Consider the following 19,966-nt stretch of genomic DNA (forward strand, 5'->3'; position numbering starts at 1 on the left):
CTGGAAAGCGTCGGCCTGAAGGTGTCCGTTTCCGGCCCTACGGACGGCCTGGTGACCGGCATGAGCCCGAACGGCGGTAGCAAGGCCGACGCCGGCACCACCATCACGCTGACCACCAAGAGCCAGTCCACCGGCAGCGATACCGACAACGACGACAATGGCGGCAACAGTGGAAACACCGATAACAACGGCAGCGGCAACAGTGGAAACACCGATAACAACGGCAGCAACGGCAATTAGCCAGCCAGCTGACCAGTGATATGAATAAGGGAGCGGCCCAAACACCGCTCCCTTTTCCGTATGCTCTCCCGCAAATCCACGAATCGTCACCAATGAGAATCCATGGATGGCCGGATAGGAAAGGAGCCGGCATATTCCGTTCGAGACCGTAAGCTTGGCCGAACGGCCTTGAGTGTGTCGCAAATGGAATATGCCGGCTCCTTTACGGACCTATTGCCACAGATCTACTGCCGTCCGTACCGTCGCCGAATCGGCGGAAACTACTTGATCACCTTCGGCTGCAATCCGATCGACCGCTCCACCGCCGAGTCCTGTCCGCACACCTTCAGCCAATTCGCCAGCAGACGGTAGCCGTCCTGCGTCATCACGGATTCCGGATGGAACTGGACTGCATACATCGGCTTGCTGCGGTGCTTGATGCCCTGCACGATGTGATCGCCCTGCGTCCACGCGGTCACCACCAACTCGTCCGGCACGGAATCCGGTTCCACGGCCAGGGAATGGTAGCGCGTGGCGGTCATCGGATTGGCCACGCCTTCGAAGATCTCGTCGTCGATATGCTCCACCTGGCTGGTCTTGCCATGCATGATGGTCGGCGCATGGCTCACGGTGGCGCCAAACACCTCGGCGAGCGCCTGCATGCCGAGGCACACGCCGAACATCGGCTTGTTCAGCTTCGCGCACAGACGGATCATGTCCTCGCTGGCGCCCGATTCGGACGGGGCTCCGGGGCCCGGGGAGATCAGCACGCCGTCGTAGTCGTCGATCACGCCCGGCTGGGACGGGTCTATCGCATCGTTGCGTACCACGGTCACGGTGGCGCCGAGCGTCTTCACATAGCCGACGATCGTATAGACGAACGAATCGTAATTGTCTACCACCAAAATGCGTGCGGAATCGGTCATCTTGCTCCAATCAACGTTTGAACAGCAGTGTACGTGCGTGGCGGGGCGCCGCGCCGGCCGCGTCTCACGCAGCAGGCGCGTGCCGGATCACACCGCCGTGTAGTTCGACATCTCCCGCAGCATCGGAATGGTCGACGCGGCCCACGGGAACAGCCATTCGAAGCAGGATGCGGCGGCGGCGAACAGCAGTAGCGTCAGCAGTAGCAGGCGAATCGGCAATACGCCCGGCTGCAGTCGCATAAGGCTGCCGTACAGGCTGAAATCGGGCTTCTTGCGGCATCCTTCGCGCACGTCGGCGATGTACGGCCACCGCCATGCCACGGCAGCGGAGATGAAGATGATCACGTAGGCGGCGAGCACGCCCAGGATCCATGGTTTCAGCGTGCCGATGGACGAGGCGAACGATGGATGCTCGTTGTTGACGAATTTGACTTTGCCGTTCGCGTCCATGGAGGCCAGTTCTTGGGGAATGCCGTCGGACACTTTCGCCCAGTAGGAGAATTCGGCGTAGCTGATCCAGCGATGCGTCGGAGTGGAGTATTTCGGCTCGCACGTGGTCATGGTCAGCATGCGTTTGGTCGGCGTCGCGCCCGGGTTCTCAGGGTTGGGCGCCACGACTTCTATCTGTGTCGGCAGCACGATTTTGTAGCTGGTGTAGCGGTATACGTACCAGTAGTCCTGCGTACGGATGATGATCGGGTCGCCTTCCTGCAGCTTGTCTACGTCGCCGAGCGGCTGTCCGTAGCCGTTGCGGTGTCCGGCGAAAGCGAAGTTGCCGATTTGCCCGGGCATCTGCGAGGTCGTGTAGTGGCCGAGACCGTGCTTGTTGAGCTGGGTCAGGTCCGTGCCTTCCACGAGGTTGCGTTCCCATTGGCCGCCGAATCGCGGTATGTAGACTTGGGCGATGAGTTCGCCTTCCGTGGCGCTTTGCGGCTGCACGGGCGGGTCACCCTCCTGGGCCTTGGCCACGGTGACGTTGCCGGATTGCGACGGATCGGACCATGATACGGATTGGCGGGCTTCGATCTGGTTGTGTTCGGCCTGCACGCCCGTCCACCACATCTGCCATGCGATGTACAGCGCGCACACCACGGCTGCGGTCAGCATGAGTTCGGCGAGGATGCCAAGGACCGTCCACAGCACGCCTTTGGCACGTCCGCCGCTTTTCTGGGCCACATGTTTCATCTGTTATTGTTTCCCCTCTTGCGATTCGTCGCTTGTGCCGTCGTCCATCGCTTTCGCATACTGCAACGGTTGTTGCAAGGCGTCGGTCGCTTCGAAATGCAGCTTGTCCTTCTCCTCGACCTGCCATCCCAGGCCGAACGCGCTGACATACTGCCGGTATATGGACACTTCCGTGGAATCGTCGAGTGCCTTCCTCATCTCGTCCACCGGTCCGATCGCCGAAATCTTGAACGGCGGCGAATACTTCTTGCCTTGCAGCAGCAGCACGTTGCCGGAGCAGCGTACGGCGGAGTTGAACAGCACGCGCTGGTCCATAATCTTCATGGATTCGGCACCGCCCGCCCATAACGCGTTGACCACGGCCTCGACGTCCTGCTGGTGCACCACGTAATCGTTGATGTTGGCGTTGGAGCCATTGGAATCGACCATATTCTCCCATAACGGGGAATCGTCGAGCGTCACCACCAGTCCCGGACCTTCCACTTCGGGAAGCATGGTGCCGTTGCCGGCATTCTCGCTGTCCTGCGAGCCATCGGAGTTCTGGCTGTCGAGCGTTTTGCTCAGATCGTTCACTCTGGAGCTGAGGGCGTCGACTTCGGAACGCAGCGAGTTCACTTTTTTCACGCGTTGTTCCACGAGTTCGGCGGTGTCGTTGCTCACCACCACGGAACGGTTGACGCGCAGATTGGTGGCGAGTAGGAATCCCGAGAACAGCAGTACGAGGAAAGCCGCGACGCCGGCCGCCTTGGACCGTTTCACGCTGTGTTTCCCGGTGTGCTTCGCCATGATGCCTTTCTGGACGATTACGGACGGTTGTCCCGATTGTGAACAGTTTCACGCCGTAGGTTCGCCGCTTTCGCGGCCACCCACTATTATATCTTTTAGCCGATTTAAGGAGACTATGCTGATGGCTGACGAAGAGCTGCACGAAACCACCGCGGACGACCAGAAGGACTGGCAGGCCGAGGCCGAAGCCGAAGCTGGCACGGGTGCGGAAGAGACCACTGGCGACGAGGCTGCCGCCAAGTCCGACGAAAACGATGACGATCTCGACATCCCCATGGACCGCGTGGAAGCGGTGCTGAACGCCACCGCCGACAAGGATTCCCTGTCGCCGCAGATGCAGCGCATGATGAACCGTCAGGCGGAGAACACCCGCCGTGTTGAGGAGACCATCAAGGGCACCAAGTCCAATCCGCGTTGGTTCGTGCCGCTGTTCTGCGCGCTGATGATCATCGGTCTGGTGTGGGCCGTGGTCTACTACCTGACCTCCGACTATCCGATTCCGCACATCGGTGCTTGGAATTTGGCCATCGCGTTCGCGATCATCATGGTCGGTTTCATCATGACCATGTGGTGGCGCTGAGCCGTCTAATGGGTTCTGGATCCGATAGACCAATCCACCCGAACTAAACCCTTCGAAAAAGACGCCCAGGATTTCCTCGGCGTCTTTTTCATTTCCGTTCTGTCTTACTTCTTCTCCGCTCCATCCGGCCGTCTTCGCTCCCTCTGCCGGATGGCCCCATCCGCTAACGGCCGGCGTCGATTTTCGTCGTACGGAACAGCACATGCGCGCCGCCCTGCATGGTGGTGCCGAACAGATAGGCGTCCCCGCCGTCGGCCAGCTTGAGCTTCCGACGCAACTGCGGCGCGTTAAGCGGAAAATTGCGCACGGCGATATTGGCACGGTCCAAGCCGGCAAGCAATCGCCGCAACTCCTTCTTGCCCATGCCGCCGACCGACTCAATCGCAAAACCTCGCCCCGGAAAGCCGGACACGGGCTTGTCCGAAACGAACAGGTGGCTGCCCGGCCCGATCTGCGTCACGCCGTACCGCTCCTCGATCGCGTCGAAACAGCCGGCCTTCATGATCGACGCGTTCGGCTCGTACAGATAATGCGGATGCTCCGGCAGCGGTGTCTCCCCGATGCGCAGACCGCGCGTGTAGGCCGCGGCATCGTAGTCGAGCCGCTGGTCGTCGTTCACGCAGTAGACGTGCGGCGCGCGCGGCCCATCGCTGCCATCCAGCACCAGCAGCAGCTCCTTGCATTCGTTGCCGGTGGACACGATGTGCACTTCCGCCACCGCGCCCGCGAAATCGTCCACCGCCTTGCGCCAATCGAGCATCGGCGACAGTTTGACCATCACGTACCGTGCCTTCGTCAGCAGCTCGTCGCGCAACGCCAGCACGTCGGGCGTGCAGTCCTCGATCGCGTAGGTGCGCGCGCCATGCTCGTCCCGTCGCGCGGGATCGATGTAGATCAGCCACGCGGGCTCCATGGAATGGAGGTATTCCACGCCATCCCCGCATACCACACGCACGTGCGCAAGCCCCAAGGCCGCCATATTGTGCGCCGCGAGCCCGCACAGATGCGGCTGCCGCTCGACGTACGTGGCCTGGCCGAATTCGCGTGCGATATACGAGCAATCGACGCCGAATCCGCCCGTCAAGTCCACCATGCTTGCTTCAGAGACCGCACTTCCTGTCGATTGCTGCGTCGGCTGCGGTGTCGACCGCAGCGTCGATTGCAGCAGACGCCGTGCGATTTCGGCCTTATATCGCGCTGTGAACTGCGATGAGCACTGTTCCATGGAAATATGCGCGGGATAGATGATATCCGCGCACGCGGCCCATTCCGGCAGTTTTTTGCGTGCGATCTGCCAGCCGGCGATCTGGTCGAGCGCCATCGGCAGGTCGAGGCCTTCCTTCCGTTTCGCTTTGAGCGCCAGATCGCGCACATCCTCGTCGCGATGCGTCTCGACGAAGGCGCGCGTCACCTCATTCATCAACGGGTTTTCCAGGATTCCGTCGTCATATCCGTCCTGCGGCCGTTCCTGCGATGGACCATGCGATTCGTCGCGCACCATTCCGCACCACCTTTCGTCCTTTTGATTCAGCTTTTTCGTCATACACCCCAATCAATCCATTCGTCTGTGGATAACAAGTGGACAAATGTGGATGAATGTGGACAACGTCTATATCTCGTGTCCGCAATAACTTCGTGCCACGAAATATCGGCGGCGATTTTCCCCATTTTTGTGGGGAGTGGATAATGGTTATCCACATTTCCCACCCATGAAATTCCATGCATTCCGCCATTTTGTGAATATCCATGTGGACAATTCACCACGTTATCCCCGAGTTACCCACAGCTTTTACCCCAGTTATCCACACAGTTATCCACGATTGTGGATAACTGTGCAATCCGAATACCCCCTAATATTGCCATGCCATCATCTGCAACAACGGATTACACATGTCACAGCACACGACGACCACGGCTATCGCAAGAAACACGGCAACGCCGTACACCGCTGCACGCCAGCCCAGACCCTTGCCACGGAACGCACGCAGACCCGAGACCAGCAGCCACGCGAACAGGCCGCCGATGATGAAACCGCCGATATGCGCCTGCCATGCGATGCCCGGCGTAATCACCGGCATCAGGAAATTGACCAGCATCCAGATCAACATCGACCGGATATCCATGCCGATGCGGCGGTATACCACCAGAATCGCGGCGAACAGGCCAAACAGGGCGCCGGAGGCACCGTATGCCGCGGTCATCCAGCCCGACGGCGAACACACGGCCCAGACCATCAATCCGGCGCCGCCGCCGAGGCCGGACAGCACGTACAGCGCAAGATATGGCCAATGCCCCATCATCCGTTCCAGAACCGGTCCCACGCACCACAGCGTCAGCATGTTGAACAGAATGTGCCACAGCGAGTTCGGCTGATGCAGGAACATCGATGTGATAAAGGTCCACGGATGGCGTACGGCCGTGGCGGGCATCAGCATGCCGGCGCTCACGAACGCATTGCCCGCGGATGGCCAGACCGCGTACAGCACCGCTTCCACGAGCCACACGACGACGCATGCCGCGATGATGATCATGGTGATGACGGGATCGCCGTTGCGCCAGCGGTATCTCAGCGAACGCGCGGAAAACAGGTCCCTGAACGAAGGGGAATCGGGGAACAGACTGAATCGTTGATATGCCATAGCTCAAACACTACCGGCATGCGCCGGAATTCCCGGCGCGTAAATCCACCCAATCGACACATTCCGCGAATTAAAATGGGAAGCGCAGTTGGTTTGAACGAACAGGCCAACCAATGTTTGGAAACCTTGAAAGGAGCCGTCATGGAGAACAAGTCTTCTAACGGTTGGAAGTTCTTCGCGCTGCTCTTCGGAGCTTTGCTTGCCGGCGTCGTCGGTCTGTACATCTACAAGCAGCAGAATCCTGATTACGACCCATGGGAGGAACCGTGGGAGAACAGCTCCTCTCCGGTCGACCTTGGTCTGAACAAGGATGCCGAGCCTGAAACCGAAGCGGCCGAAGCACCTGCGGCCGAGCCTGAAGCCGCCTGATCTTCCTTTTCCTGTCGTACGTTTTCAACAGACGCTGTCGACAGATCAGAAGAAGCCCCGTATCGTGTGATGCGGGGCTTTTTCGTGCGATTCAAGGCTTTTCCCTTGATGGCATGCTGCATCCGTGGCGCACTGCATCCGACCGGGCATGCGAAAGGGCCTCCGGGATTTCCCGGAGGCCCTTCGTCATCACATGTTCGCCCGTCGCGCAATGTGCGGAACCGTCAGGCGGCCACGTGGACCATCAGGCGAGCGGAGCGAAAGCGATCATGCGTGTGTCACCAAGGCGTCCGGGACGAAGGCGTACGAAGGTACGTCGAGTCCCGAACAACGCAGGTGACACTCCATAATCACTTGAGCGGACCGCGGAGCCGTCAAGCGGACAGCCCAGTGGGCTGTCCGTAGGCGACGCCGAACGGCTATGCCGTGAGGCAGAAACCAGCGCGCAGCTGGCATACCGGGACGCGAGCCGTCAGGCGAGCGGACCGGTGTGCCAGATGCGCTCCAAATAATCCTCGATGGAGCGGTCGGAGCTGAAGTAGCCGGAGTTGGCCACATTGAGCACGGCCATGCGGCTCCACTTCATCGGATCGCGGTAGGTCTCCTCGATCTGGGCCTGGATGTCCATGTACGCACGGAAGTCGGCGAGCGTCATGAAGTAATCCTTGTTCAGCCAGTCGTTGACGAGGTCCTTGTAGGTGTCCTTGTCGCCGTTGGAGAAGGTGCCGTCCGCAACCATGTCGATCGCGGCCTTGAGCTGCGGGTCCTTCTCGTAGTATTCGCGGGACAGGCCCTTGGTGTCGTAGCCCTTGGCGTACAGAGCGGAGACTTCCGGCTCGGTCATGCCGAACAGGAAGAAGTTCTCGGCGCCCACGCGCTCACGGATCTCGACGTTGGCGCCATCGAGGGTGCCAACGGTCAGAGCGCCGTTGAGGGCGAACTTCATGTTGCCGGTGCCGGAGGCTTCCTTGCCGGCCTGGGAGATCTGCTCGTCGAGGTCGGTGGCCGGGATGAGGTTCTGGGCCAGCTCGATGTTGTAGTTCCACGGGAAGTAGACGTTCAGCTTGCCCTTGACGTCCGGATCGTTGTTGATGACGCGGGCGACGTTGTTGATCAGCTGGATGGTCTGCTTGGCCAGGTAGTAGCCCGGGGCGGCCTTGGCGCCGAATACGATGGTGCGCGGCATGACGTCGTCGGCGGAGACCTTGCCGGACTTGATGTCGGCGTAGTCGGCGATGACGGACAGGATCTTCAGGGCCTGGCGCTTGTACTCGTGCAGACGCTTGACCATGGTGTTGATCATGGTGTTCGGGTCGATGTCGAAGCCGTACTTGCGCTTGGCGAAGTTGGAGAAGTCGACCTTGTTGGCCTGCTTGACGGCTGCGAACTTCTTGACGAACTCGTCGTCATCGGCCAGCGGGACGAGGCCCTTGAGCAGCTCGAGGTCGCTCAGCCACTTGTCGGTGCCCAGGCCCTCGGTGATGAGGTCGGACAGACGCGGGTTGGCCAGCTTGATGAAGCGGCGAGGGGTCACGCCGTTGGTCACGTTGGTGAACTTGTCCGGATACACGTCGGAGAAGTTCTTCAGGGTGACGTCCTTGAGCAGCTCGGAGTGCAGCTCGGCCACGCCGTTGACGTGAGAGCCGCCGTAGGAGGCCAGGAAGGCCATACGCACGGAGTCGCCGGTGTAGATGGCCATGTCCTTGATGGTAGCGTCGTCGACGCCCTTGGCCTTGAGCTCGGCCTCGAACTGCTCGTTGATCTTCTTGATGATCTCGAGGTGACGCGGCAGCAGCTCGCCGATGAGCTTGGACGGCCACACTTCCAGGGCTTCCGGAAGCAGGGTGTGGCAGGTGTAGTTGAAGGTCTTGTTGGTGATCTTCCAAGCGGTGTCCCAATCGTAGCCGTACTCGTCCATGAGGACGCGCATGAGCTCCGGGATGCCGATGACCGGGTGGGTGTCGTTGAGCTGGAAGGTGATCTTGTCCGCGAAGGTGGTCAGATCCGGCTTGTCCTGGCCCGGGTAGAAGACGCGGATGGCGTCGTGGATGGAGGCGGACACGAAGAAGTACTGCTGCTCGAGACGCAGAGCCTTGCCCTGCGGGGTGGAGTCCTCCGGGTACAGGATCTTGGAGATGTTCTCGGCCTCGACCTGCGGCTTGACGGCGTCGAGGTACTCGGACTTGTTGAAGGTGAGCAGATCGAACTCGTCATAGCTCTTGGCGGTCCACAGACGCAGGGTGTTCACACGGCCGGAGGCGTAGCCCGGAACCATGTAGTCGACCGGGACGGCGCGCACGGACCAAGCCGGCTTCCAGACCTTCTTGCCGTTCTCTTCGACGACTTCGCCGCCGAAGGAGACCTTCTGGTCGCGGTTGTAGTCGATGTGGCCCCACGGCTCCTCGTTGGCCAGCCAGTAATCCGGGGTTTCGACCTGCTTGCCGTCCTTATCGAATTCCTGCTTGAAGATGCCGTACTTGTACTGGATGCCATAGCCGAACGCCGGCACGCCAAGGGAGGCGAGGGAGTCGATGAAGCAGGCGGCCAGACGACCCAGGCCACCATTGCCCAGACCCGGCTCGTATTCGGCGTCGATGACTTCCTGGGCGGAGAATCCGAGGTCCTTGACGGCCTTGTTGAACTGGTCGGTCAGACCGGCGTTGAGCAGCGCGTTCTCCAGCTGCTTGCCCATAAGGAATTCGGCGGACAGGTAGCCGACGGCCTTGGTGTTGCCGTTGACCATGTCGGCCTGGGTCTTCATCCAGGAATCCACGAGATGGCGACGCACTGCGGCGGACGCGGCGACGTACACATCGGCCGGCTTGGCCTGCTCGACGGTGACGCCCTGGGTGTACTTCAGCTGCTCACGGATCTCGTCAGCGAACTGTTCCGCGGTGACCGCGGACTTCGGTGCGGTAATTTCAGTCATTGATTGACTCCCTTTGACGGATACTCTCCAGGAACATTATGCCTTACTCCAGCGTCCTTGCATTTGCGGCCGCATGAACACCAAGTAACATCATGCATACGTTCTCATGTACAGCATACTACGCAATCGCAAAAAGACGAAATCCCAAGTAATCACTTGTCGGCACTCGTTTGCAAAAATTTGCAAAACAATGCAAAAGGCGGTGCAACGGGATGCAGCCGCTCATCGTACGGTCGAAAGAAATCGGCACGAGCACGCCGATAACGTCCTATCGAACAGCGTAGTCGTTTGTGCGCGGCACAATACGGGTATGGCTGTCATACGAGAACAGGACTTGGGTAGGGGGCGCGCCGCCTTCAAGCAATGGCGGGAAGCGGCACACGACATTTTCGAGGAACATATGCCGGCCGACGATGCCGCCGCCCGCGATTTCCGGCTTGACTTCTTTCCGCGGCTGCCGCGCCAGCTATGGGCGATGGCGGTGCGGTATTCGTTGTATCTGCTTGAGAAGAAGGCGCCCGGCGAAGGCGTGGAGGTGCGCGTCGCGCCATGGGGGGCGATCAAGATACTCGACGGGCCAGCGTCCGACCCGCACAATCTCACGCCACCCGACGTCATCGAGCTCGATCCGGACGTGTGGATGCGGCTTGCCACCGGCATCACCAGTTGGCAGGAGGAGAAGGATGCCGGACGTATCACCGCCGTCGGCGAGCGCGACGACCTGAGCGATTTGCTGCCGTTGGCGTGACCGCCACAACACAACATGGCACAACGCGACATAACACGACACAAAAAAATGACCCGCGGCTTGAGCCACGGGTCATTCATGTAAAGATTCATGCAGAACTAGTCCTGCTTCTTCGGCTTCAGCGCGCTGGGCACCGGCATCGGGATGGGCTTGTGCGGCTTCGGCGCGGCCTTCGCTGCCGGAAACTCACCACTGGTGGCCTTCGCAGCGGCTTCCGCGGCCCACTTGGCGTACTCATCGAGGTCGTCAACGGAATCGGAAGATGCCTGACCATCCCCAGTGGTCTCATCTTCGGCGTCCACATCGTGGGCATACTTGGCTTCGATATCGGCAAACGGGTCGAAGGAACCAGAACCAGGCTCCTGCGCACCGAGCTCCTTGGCAAGCTCATCGTAATCGGTGTCGGTGGTCAGGTACTTGAGCTTTCGGGCTATTTTCTGCTGTTTGGCTTTCTGACGTCCGCGGCCCATCTGACCCCCTGAGATTACTGTGCTATCAATTCATCAAACAAGAGAGTACCACTTATTGAGCATTATTTCGTTGTCGGCTCAGACTTTTACGATAAAATCGTTGATTTTCTTAAGAAAAGGACACATATGACGGACGAAACCCAGGAGCAGCAGATCACCGCTGTCGGCAACGAAATGAGCGCCAGCTTCCTCGCCGCAAAGAAGCGTTCGGATGCAACGCTGGCCAAGCTGGAGGAGCATCCGGACAAGTTCACCATGCTCACCGGCGATCGTCCGACCGGTCGTCTGCATCTTGGCCACTACTTCGGCTCCATCCGCGAGCGCGTGGCCATGCAGAACCGCGGCGTGAACTCGAACATCATCATCGCCGACTATCAGGTGATCACCGACCGCGACACCACCGAGCACATCGAGGACAACGTGCTCAACCTGGTGCTCGACTACATGGCTGCCGGCATCGATCCGAACAAGACCATGATCTTCACTCATTCCGCCGTTCCGGCCGAGAACCAGCTCATGCTGCCGTTCCTGTCCCTGGTCACGGAGGCCGAGTTGCACCGCAACCCGACCGTGAAGTCCGAGATGGAGGCCTCCGGCCATGCGCTGACCGGCCTGCTGCTCACCTACCCGGTGCACCAGGCGTGCGACATCCTGTTCTGCAAGGCCAATGTGGTGCCGATCGGTAAGGACAACCTGCCGCACGTGGAGATCACCCGTACCATCGCCCGCCGTTTCAACGAGCGCTACGCGAAGAAGAACCCGGTGTTCCCGGAGCCGAGCGCCATCCTGTCCGAGGCGCCGGAGATTCCGGGCCTTGACGGCCGCAAGATGAGCAAGTCCTACGGCAACTCCATCATGCTGGGCGCCACCGCGGAGGAGACCGCCAAGCTCATCAAGAAGAGCCCGACCGATTCCGAACGCCGCATCACCTTCGATCCGATCGCTCGCCCGCAGGTTTCCGCGCTGCTGACCACCGCCGGTTTGGTGACCGGCCGCGATCCGAAGGACATCGCCGAGGAGATCGGCGACTCCGGCGCAGGCGCGCTGAAGAAGTACGTGATCGAATCCGTGAACGAGTTCCTGGCGCCGCACCGCGAGCGCCGTGCCGAACTGGCCAAGGACATGGATTACATCCGCGACGTGCTGCACGACGGCAACAAGCGCGCGAATGCAATCGCCAACGAGACGCTGGAGCAGGTGCGCGAGGCCATGGGCATGCGCTACTGAGCCGGGGTGCCGGCAGCAGTCGGCACCCCCCGTGGCTTATATGGGCGGGTATCGGAGCAGTTATCTCGCTTACGTGTGGCAGATTTCGACTGCCGGCCATGTCTATTTCGCTTACGTGTGGCACCTCAATCTGAAAAAGCCTGGGGATGGACGTTGGAATTTCAACGTCCATCCCCAGGCTTTCGCATATCACATGCCACACGTAAGCGAAATGCATGCGGTCATGATCGAGATTCTGCCACACGTAAGCGAGATACAGGCTTTCCTCTGCATGCAACGGCATGCAGAGGATCATGCAGCAGCCAATTCACTGGGTCAGATCTGCGCGCGCTTCTCCCCTGCCGCGATTTCGGCGGCGACCAGATCGTCGTCGACGTGGCGGTCGTCTGGGTCGTCGAGGTAATGGTCGAACTCGTGCAGCACCTCGGCGCTCGGCTCCGGCGTGAGCAGCGAGACCACCACGATGAACAGCAGCGAGATGATGAACGCCGGCAGCAGTTCGTAGATGGCGAACACGCCGCCCAGCGGCTTGATGAAGTTGTGCCAGATGAGCACGGTGGCGGTGCCGGACAGCATGCCTGCGATGGCGCCGTACTTGTTGGTCCGTCTCCAATACAGCGAAGTGAGCATCAACGGACCGAAGGACGCGCCAAGGCCCGCCCACGCGTACGAGACGACCTGGAAGATGGAGGAGTTCTGGTCGAAGGCGATCACGATGCCGAACACGAACATGACGAGCAGCGTGATGCGGGCCACCATCATCACCTGACGGTCGGTGGCCTTGCGGTGCAGCAGTCCGTGGAAGATGTTCTCAGCCACGGCCGAGGCGCCGATGATCATGTACGAGGACGAGGAGCTCATGGACGCGGCGAAGATGCCGGATACCACGATGCCGCACATGAAGCTCGGCAGCAACGCCTGCGCGACCACGATGAAGATGTTCTCGGCGGCCGCCTGGGTGGCGAACTGGGTAGGCATCATGGCACGGCCTACCAGACCGATGCACACGCCGCACGCCAGCGAGATCACGCACCACGTGGTGGCGATGATGCGGGACTTCTTGATCTCCTCGGAGCTGCGGATGGACAGGAAGCGCACGAGCACCTGCGGCATGCCGAAGTAGCCGAGGCCCCACGCGAGCATGGAGATGATGGTGATGATGCCGTAATCGGCGGGGGCGCCGAACATGGCCTGTCCGGCCTGAACGATCTGCTCGCCGGCCGCGTTGAGCACCGGAGCCGCCGTATGCGTGCCATCGAGGAAGCCTGGAATGCCTTTGAGGAAGGCCACGGTGTTGTCGATGCCGCCGGCGGACGCGACGGAGCCGACGAATACCACGGCGAGCGCGAAGAACATGAGCAGGCCCTGAATGAAGTCGGTCACGACCACGGACAGGTAGCCGCCGATGATGGTGTAGGCGAACACGATGGCCGCGCCGACCACCATGGTCAGGTGGTAGTCCCAGCCGAAGAGCGTGGAGAACAGCTTGCCCACCGTCACGAAGCAGCTGCCGACGTACACGCAGAAGAACACGAGGATGATGAGCGCGGCGATGGTGGAGACTATGTTCTTCTTGTCATGGAAGCGCTTGGAGAAGAAGTCGGGGATGGTGATGGCGTCGCCGGCGACTACGGAGTAGCGGCGCAGGCGGCGTGCGACGAGTTTCCAGTTGAGGTAGGTGCCGAGGGCCAGGCCGATGGCCGTCCACATCGGGTCGGCGGCACCGGTGAAGTAGGCGACGCCGGGCAGGCCCATGAGCAGCCAGCCGCTCATGTCGGATGCCTCGGCGCTTAACGCCGTCAGCCATGGGCCGACGCCGCGACCACCGGCGAAATACTGTCTCGTGGACGAGTTCGAGCGCTTGGAGTAGATGAATCCAATGGTCAGCATGGCCACGAAGTAGATGACCATGGCCACGAGGACCCAGATGTCTTTGGAAACCACGTCCCATTCCCTCTCTTCAAAAAACGATGATTTGACCCAATGTAACCGTTCGGGATCACGTCGATCCCGAACGTCTCACGTTGAGAGCCGAAATATGGACCGTCAAATGCCGAACGTCAAGACGTCACACGTCGTAACGCCAGGACTTGTCGGTGATCACGCGGGCCATCGCAAGTCCGATGGGCAGGCAGATGATCACCATGAAAGCGCGGAACGCCCAGTCCAAAGCGTTCAGCGTATCGAACTGGCCGAGGTGGAACATGGCCTGGTACATATACAGACCGGGAACCATGATCACAATGGACGGCACGGTCAGGCAGATACGCGGATAGCCCAGATGCGGCGGAAGCCATCCATGACGCACCGCGGAGCGCCAGGCGGAGGCGAGCAGACCGGCAAGCAACGCGCCGATGAACGCACCGGCTTCGGCGGGAACGCCCATGTCGACGATTTCAAGACGCAAGGTGTCGGTGATCAGGCCGATGGTGGCCGCCACCAGGCACATGCGCTGCGGCGAGTTGAACATCACGGAGAAGCCCCACACGCCGATGAACGCGAAGAGCATGCGCAGCAGGCAGTTGACGACGGGATTCAGGCCCAAAGGCTCGAAGCCTTCCGGATTCAGATGCACGACGGACGCCACCATCCATCCGGCCAGCGTGGCCATCAGGATGATGCACAGCACGTAACAGACGCGTTGGATGCCCGACGGGAAGTCGATCTTCGCCATGTCAAGACCGCCCGTGATGAGCGGGAATCCCGGGATGACGAAAAGCATGGCGCCGATGTAGGCAGTGTCGTGCTGCAACGCGACCGGGTTGAACAGGCCGATGAGTCGCAGCGTGCCGGTGCAGGCCAGGGCCGCGACGGCGACGCACACGAAGGTGACGAAGAACTGGTTGAGATGGTGGGCAAACAGCTTGCGGCGCAGCCAATGGCCGAGACCAGCGCCGACGAAGGCTCCGATCATATCGAAGGGGCCGCCGCCCAGCAGGAACACGAAGGATGCGCAGGCACAGGCGGAGGCGAATCCGGCGAACAGCGGCGAGTACAGCGGCTTTCTGCGTTCGATCATGTCGAGCCGCTCATGCGCCTGACGCACGGTGATGCCGGGCTGGTCGCCACGGGTCTTGCCGATGTGGTCGAAATGTTCGGCGTATTCCTTCGGAGGCTTGCCCGCACGCTCCCTAACGAACCTGCGCGCCTGTCCACGACGGCTACGCTTGGCATCGGAGCCCGATACTTCCGCTGTCCGGCCGGAAGCCTTGGAATCGGAAGCCGAATCGGCCTCCACGTCGGAAACCGCGTAATCGGCGCGATACTGCGCTTCTTCAATGTCGCGCAGGTGCAGCGGACGCGCGGTGGAATCATCGTCCTTGGCACGCTCCGTCACCATTTCCAACGCGTCGAGAACGGGATCGTCGGAGCCTTCCTGGTTCTGTTCGACCTTCTGCCGTTCGCGCAGCTGCTTGGACAGGTCGGCGGAGACCTGCGAGGCGTCTTTTTTGTCAAGATGCTGCATCAGCCCTTCGGAAACCTCGGACTGATGGTGGTACATCGAGCCCTTGCCCAGGTTCACGTTGAACCAGTCCGCGAAATGCTCGAGCAGCCAGATGCGCTCGGTGTTCACGCCGGTGGTCGGCAGGTCGATGACTTCGGTGATGCGGTCCTTGCCGTCGGTGCAGGACGCCTCGATATCGGTGAGGTTCACATCGGCACGCACGTGCACGCCCAGCGGATAGGCGATGCGGTGCATCATCTCACGGACGCGGAAGCTTCCCGTTCCGGCGCCGAGGTCGAGCATGCCGACACGTACGATCACACTGGCTTTCGCCGCGATTCCTGCATCGGTGACCGGCTTGTCCCAATCTCGCTCGATGTCTTCCATGTCGAGCGGGATGGAGTGGGTGTGGAATTTGCTGACTGCCTTCGCGCTGCTATTGACGCTTTCAGCATGTTCATCATGTTCATGTAGTGCGCTCACGCTATTCAGGTCTAACGTGTGGGCTGGTCGGGAAATTTTATGGCATTCGATCGATTCCATTTTACGGACATACGATGTCCACGATTCGAACTTTTCCGGTATTTCCGTAACCAAACTGTCGATTTGCCGCGCATACAATGGTCGAGCATTTACCCACCAGACTTAGGGCTGTGGGCTCGCAACAGATGGCCAAAACAATCGCGGAGGTGCCGCGAAGGACCGACAGACCGAGCAACCCGATGGTTTGGAGAAGGAGGTCTGATGACAACTGAAAACGAACAGATCACGCCTGCCGACGCGGCCATAGTCTCGTCCGGCACCGGCACCAAAGGCCCCGAGGAGCGTGATCTTCCCGCTTCCCTCAAAGAGGAAATGGACCTGTGTCTGCAGATCCTTCGTGAGGTGCTCGGCGAATTCGACGAAAAGCTGCTGGCCAAGTTCGATGAGGTGCGCGAGCACGCGCTGAACGCCAGCGCCGAACGTTTCTCCGGCATTCTTTCTGATACGAATCCCGACCAGGACGACCTGCAGAAGGTGGTCGACATCGTCGACAAGATGGATGTCCACGACGCCCAGCTGCTGGCCCGCGCCTTCACCACCTACTTCCATCTGGCCAACCTGTGCGAGGAGAACTACCGCGTCTCCGTGCTGCACCAGCGCGAGGCCGCAGTGGATGAGAACCAGGCCGTCGACCCGGTGAACGAAATGACCTGCGCCTACCACCAGCTCATCAACGAGATGGGTCCGGCCAAGGCCCAGGAACTGCTCAACAAGCTCGAGTTCCATCCGGTGTTCACCGCGCATCCGACCGAAGCCCGCCGCAAGGCCGTGGAAGGCAAGATCCGCCGCATCTCCCAGCTGCTCGAAGCGCACAAGCTGCTCGGCGGCTCGGACAAGAAGGAAAACTCCCGCCGTCTCTTCAACGAGATCGACGCCCTGTTCCGCACCTCCCCGATCGCGCTGAAGAAGCCGACACCGGTCGAGGAAGCGGACACCATCCTCGATATCTTCGACAACACGCTGTTCTACACCATTCCGCAGGTATACCGTCGTTTCGACGACTGGGTCCTCGGAGACAAGGCCGGCCTCGTGCCGCCGGTGTGCCCGGCGTTCTTCCATCCGGGAAGCTGGATCGGCTCCGACCGCGACGGCAACCCGAACGTCACCGCCAAGGTGAGCCGCCAGGTGGCCCGCAAGTTCAGCGACCACGTGCTGGGCGCGCTGGAGATCGAGACCCGCCGCGTCGGCAAGAACCTGACGATGGAAGCCGAGACCACCCCGCCGAGCGCCGAGCTCAAGGCCCTCTGGAGCCATCAGAAGGAAATGAGCGAGCGGCTGACCGACAAGGCCGCCCTAATCTCCACCAAGGAGCTGCATCGCGCCGTCATGCTGGTCATGGCCGATCGTCTGAAGGCCACCATCGAACGCGACGCCGACCTGATGTACCATTCCTGCGACGACTTCATCGCCGATCTGAAGGTGGTGCAGCGTTCCCTCGCTGAAGCCAACGCCAAGCGTTCCGCCTACGGCCCGCTGCAGGACCTGATCTGGCAGGCCGAGACCTTCGGCTTCCACATGGTCGAGATGGAGTTCCGTCAGCACTCCGTCGTGCATTCCCGCGCTCTGGAGGACATCCGCGAGCATGGCCTGCACGGTGAGCGCGGCGAGCTGCAGCCGATGACCCACGAGGTGCTCGACACCTTCCGTGCGCTCGGCGCCATCCAGAAGCGCAACGGCATCAAGGCCGCGCGCCGCTACATCATCTCCTTCACCAAGAGCGCCCAGAACATCAAGGACGTATACGAGCTGAACCGTCTGGCATTCGCCCATCCGGAGGACGTGCCGACCATCGACGTGATCCCGCTGTTCGAACAGCTTGAGGATCTGCAGAACTCAGTGGACGTGCTCGAAGACATGATCAAGATCCCGGAGGTGCAGGCTCGTCTGAAGGCCACCGGCGGCAAGCTCGAGGTCATGCTCGGCTACTCCGATTCCTCGAAGGACGCCGGCCCGACCTCCGCCACCCTGGCCCTGCATTCCGCCCAGGAGCGCATCGCCAAGTGGGCCGAATCGCACAACATCGACCTGACCCTGTTCCATGGCCGTGGCGGCGCCGTCGGTCGTGGCGGCGGCCCGGCCAACCGTGCGGTGCTCGCGCAGCCGGTCGGTTCCGTCAAATGCCGCTTCAAGCTCACCGAGCAGGGCGAGGTCATCTTCGCCCGCTACGGCAACCCGGCGCTGGCCATCCGCCATGTGGAGTCCGTCGCGGCCGCCACGTTGCTGCAGTCCGCACCGAGCGTTGAGAAGCGCAACACGGACATGACCAAGAAGTACGCCGACATGGCCAGCAAGCTCGACGAAGCCGCGCACAACCGCTTCCTCGATCTGCTGAACACCGACGGCTTCGCCCCGTGGTTCTCCACCGTCACGCCGCTGACCGAAATCGGCCTGCTGCCGATTGGCTCCCGCCCGGCCAAGCGTGGTCTCGGCGCCAAGTCCCTTGATGATTTGCGCACGATTCCGTGGATCTTCTCCTGGGCCCAGGCGCGCATCAACCTGGCCGCATGGTACGGTCTCGGCACCGCATGCGAAAAGTTCGGCGACCTCGCCACCCTGCGTCAGGCGTATGAGGAGTGGCCGCTGTTCTCCACGTTCATCGACAACATCGAGATGTCGCTGGCCAAGACCGACGAGCGCATCGCCAAGATGTACCTCGCTCTCGGCGACCGTGAGGACCTCAACAAGAAGGTCCTCGACGAGATGGAGCTCACCCGCAAGTGGGTGCTCAAGATCGTTGGTGATGAATGGCCGCTGCAGCACCGCCACGTGCTCGGCCAGGCCATCCGCATCCGCTCGCCGTATGTGGACGCGCTGTCCGTCACCCAGGTGCTCGCCCTTGGCTCGCTGCGCAAGCGCGTGGACAAGGAAGAGCTCACCCACGGTCAGAAGGAGAATTACACCTATCTGATCCTGTGCACCGTTTCGGGTGTTGCGGCAGGCCTGCAGAACACGGGCTGATTTTTCGGCTGATTGCTTAATAACGTGAACGGGGAGGTCCGTGCCTGCGAACGGCGCGGCCTCCCCGTTCGCGTACTATCTGACCAGATCGCACATCAAACCACGCGTCCAGCAAACGTGCAGACTGAACCGTATGATGAGCGGTAGCCGACACAGCGGAGGGAATTGGCAATGACAGACGATGACGAACTGTTTGTGAACCAGGACGAGGTCGAAGGCACCGCCAGCGGCGTATGGAGCCGTATGCTGGCCGGCAATCGCAGATTCGCGGAAGGCAAGCCGGAACACCCGAACCGTGGCGTGGAGGCCCGGGAAGCGGCCGTCGACATGCATGATCCGGACGCGGCCGTGCTGAGCTGTTCCGACGCGCGCGTCAGCCCCGACATCATCTTCGATTCGGGCATCGGCGACCTGTTCACCGTGCGCACGGCCGGACAGGTCATCGACGACGCCGTGATCGCCAGCTTGGAATACGCGGTGGACGTGCTTGGCGTGCGGCTTCTGGTGGTGCTTGGGCACCAGAATTGCGGTGCGATCAAGCAGGCAAGCAAGGAATACGAGGCGCTGCTTCACGAGCTGACGGCCGACGCGGAGGATTCCCTGATGGCGGCCGACAGCATCGCCGATCTCGACGAACATATCCTCAACGCGGAATCGTTGATGCTGCGCACCGTCGGCTTGTCGATTTGGCAGGCGCATGAATCGGAACTTGAATCGGCGGAGGATTTCGAACGCGTGCACATCGCGCGCACCATCGAAGAGCTGGTGGATCGTTCCGACGTGATCCGCAAGGCGCTGGCCGAGGACCGGCTAATGATCACCGGCGCGCGCTACCAGCTTGATTCCGGCAAGGTCGAGGTCCTGAGCTTCTGACGATTGGCGGTTGGTTGCCGACGCTTGTCAGTTGGTTGCCGACGATTGGCGGTCCGCCGGCAACCGTCG

16 protein-coding genes are annotated in these 19,966 nt (G+C 60.9%); 7 read left to right on the top strand and 9 right to left on the bottom strand.

The genetic code is table 11. The features are described 5' to 3' along the window. A partial coding sequence (locus ACR0P8_RS01770; protein WP_432623086.1) for a PASTA domain-containing protein occupies positions 1–240 on the top strand: 240 nt, incomplete at its 5' end. 260 nt (positions 241–500) lie between these two features. On the opposite strand, the gene ACR0P8_RS01775 is transcribed toward ACR0P8_RS01770, so the two are convergent. The 3 genes from ACR0P8_RS01775 to ACR0P8_RS01785 form a co-directional block, all read right to left on the bottom strand. After that, complete coding sequence (locus ACR0P8_RS01775) at positions 501–1,145, bottom strand: anthranilate synthase component II (RefSeq protein WP_026646678.1); 645 nt, start codon at positions 1,143–1,145, stop codon at positions 501–503. A gap of 87 nt (positions 1,146–1,232) precedes the next feature. Further along, on the bottom strand, positions 1,233–2,330 hold the full coding sequence (locus ACR0P8_RS01780) for a class E sortase (protein WP_432623089.1): 1,098 nt from the start codon (positions 2,328–2,330) through the stop codon (positions 1,233–1,235). Between the two features lie 3 nt (positions 2,331–2,333). Continuing rightward, a complete protein-coding gene (locus tag ACR0P8_RS01785) occupies positions 2,334–3,116 on the bottom strand; it encodes a DUF881 domain-containing protein (protein WP_432623091.1) in 783 nt (260 codons plus the stop codon). Between the two features lie 121 nt (positions 3,117–3,237). Here ACR0P8_RS01785 and crgA point away from each other — a divergent pair, with 121 nt between their 5' ends. Then, the gene (gene crgA / locus ACR0P8_RS01790; protein WP_432623093.1) at positions 3,238–3,696 is read left to right on the top strand and encodes a cell division protein CrgA; all 459 of its coding nucleotides are present in this window, start codon (positions 3,238–3,240) and stop codon (positions 3,694–3,696) included. Between the two features lie 163 nt (positions 3,697–3,859). On the opposite strand, the gene ACR0P8_RS01795 is transcribed toward crgA, so the two are convergent. Together ACR0P8_RS01795 and ACR0P8_RS01800 are read right to left on the bottom strand one after the other, a co-directional pair. Further along, entirely contained in the window at positions 3,860–5,116 is a 1,257-nt protein-coding gene (locus ACR0P8_RS01795) for a THUMP-like domain-containing protein (RefSeq protein ID WP_432623149.1), read from the bottom strand. A 430-nt stretch (positions 5,117–5,546) separates the two neighbouring features. Then, positions 5,547–6,335 carry a rhomboid family intramembrane serine protease gene (locus ACR0P8_RS01800; RefSeq protein ID WP_432623095.1) on the bottom strand — a complete coding sequence of 263 codons (789 nt, stop codon included), beginning with the start codon at positions 6,333–6,335 and terminating at the stop codon, positions 5,547–5,549. A 141-nt stretch (positions 6,336–6,476) separates the two neighbouring features. Between ACR0P8_RS01800 and ACR0P8_RS01805 the strand changes: the two genes are divergently transcribed. Next, entirely contained in the window at positions 6,477–6,704 is a 228-nt protein-coding gene (locus ACR0P8_RS01805) for a hypothetical protein (RefSeq protein ID WP_432623097.1), read from the top strand. Between the two features lie 472 nt (positions 6,705–7,176). On the opposite strand, the gene ACR0P8_RS01810 is transcribed toward ACR0P8_RS01805, so the two are convergent. Beyond that, positions 7,177–9,633, bottom strand: coding sequence for a glycogen/starch/alpha-glucan phosphorylase (locus ACR0P8_RS01810; RefSeq protein ID WP_432623099.1), 2,457 nt, complete (start codon positions 9,631–9,633; stop codon positions 7,177–7,179). A 310-nt stretch (positions 9,634–9,943) separates the two neighbouring features. Here ACR0P8_RS01810 and ACR0P8_RS01815 point away from each other — a divergent pair, with 310 nt between their 5' ends. Next, a complete protein-coding gene (locus ACR0P8_RS01815) occupies positions 9,944–10,381 on the top strand; it encodes a sterol carrier family protein (RefSeq protein WP_432623101.1) in 438 nt (145 codons plus the stop codon). Between the two features lie 98 nt (positions 10,382–10,479). Here the strand turns inward: ACR0P8_RS01815 and ACR0P8_RS01820 are convergent, their stop codons facing one another. Beyond that, positions 10,480–10,851: a DUF3073 domain-containing protein gene (locus ACR0P8_RS01820; RefSeq protein WP_432623103.1), complete on the bottom strand. Its 372-nt coding sequence runs from the start codon at positions 10,849–10,851 to the stop codon at positions 10,480–10,482. Between the two features lie 126 nt (positions 10,852–10,977). Here ACR0P8_RS01820 and trpS point away from each other — a divergent pair, with 126 nt between their 5' ends. After that, on the top strand, positions 10,978–12,078 hold the full coding sequence (gene trpS, locus ACR0P8_RS01825) for a tryptophan--tRNA ligase (RefSeq protein WP_432623105.1): 1,101 nt from the start codon (positions 10,978–10,980) through the stop codon (positions 12,076–12,078). 315 nt (positions 12,079–12,393) lie between these two features. Here the strand turns inward: trpS and ACR0P8_RS01830 are convergent, their stop codons facing one another. Together ACR0P8_RS01830 and ACR0P8_RS01835 are read right to left on the bottom strand one after the other, a co-directional pair. After that, positions 12,394–13,989: a sodium/proline symporter gene (locus ACR0P8_RS01830; protein WP_432623151.1), complete on the bottom strand. Its 1,596-nt coding sequence runs from the start codon at positions 13,987–13,989 to the stop codon at positions 12,394–12,396. A gap of 157 nt (positions 13,990–14,146) precedes the next feature. After that, on the bottom strand, positions 14,147–15,910 hold the full coding sequence (locus ACR0P8_RS01835) for a threonine/serine ThrE exporter family protein (RefSeq protein ID WP_432623153.1): 1,764 nt from the start codon (positions 15,908–15,910) through the stop codon (positions 14,147–14,149). 357 nt (positions 15,911–16,267) lie between these two features. Here ACR0P8_RS01835 and ACR0P8_RS01840 point away from each other — a divergent pair, with 357 nt between their 5' ends. After that, entirely contained in the window at positions 16,268–19,024 is a 2,757-nt protein-coding gene (locus ACR0P8_RS01840) for a phosphoenolpyruvate carboxylase (protein WP_432623107.1), read from the top strand. Positions 19,025–19,195: 171 nt separating this feature from the next. Further along, positions 19,196–19,897 carry a carbonic anhydrase gene (locus tag ACR0P8_RS01845; RefSeq protein WP_432623109.1) on the top strand — a complete coding sequence of 234 codons (702 nt, stop codon included), beginning with the start codon at positions 19,196–19,198 and terminating at the stop codon, positions 19,895–19,897. The last annotated feature ends 69 nt before the right edge of the window (positions 19,898–19,966 follow it).

The organism is Bifidobacterium sp. (assembly GCF_050874245.1).
Classification (GTDB): domain Bacteria; phylum Actinomycetota; class Actinomycetes; order Actinomycetales; family Bifidobacteriaceae; genus Bifidobacterium.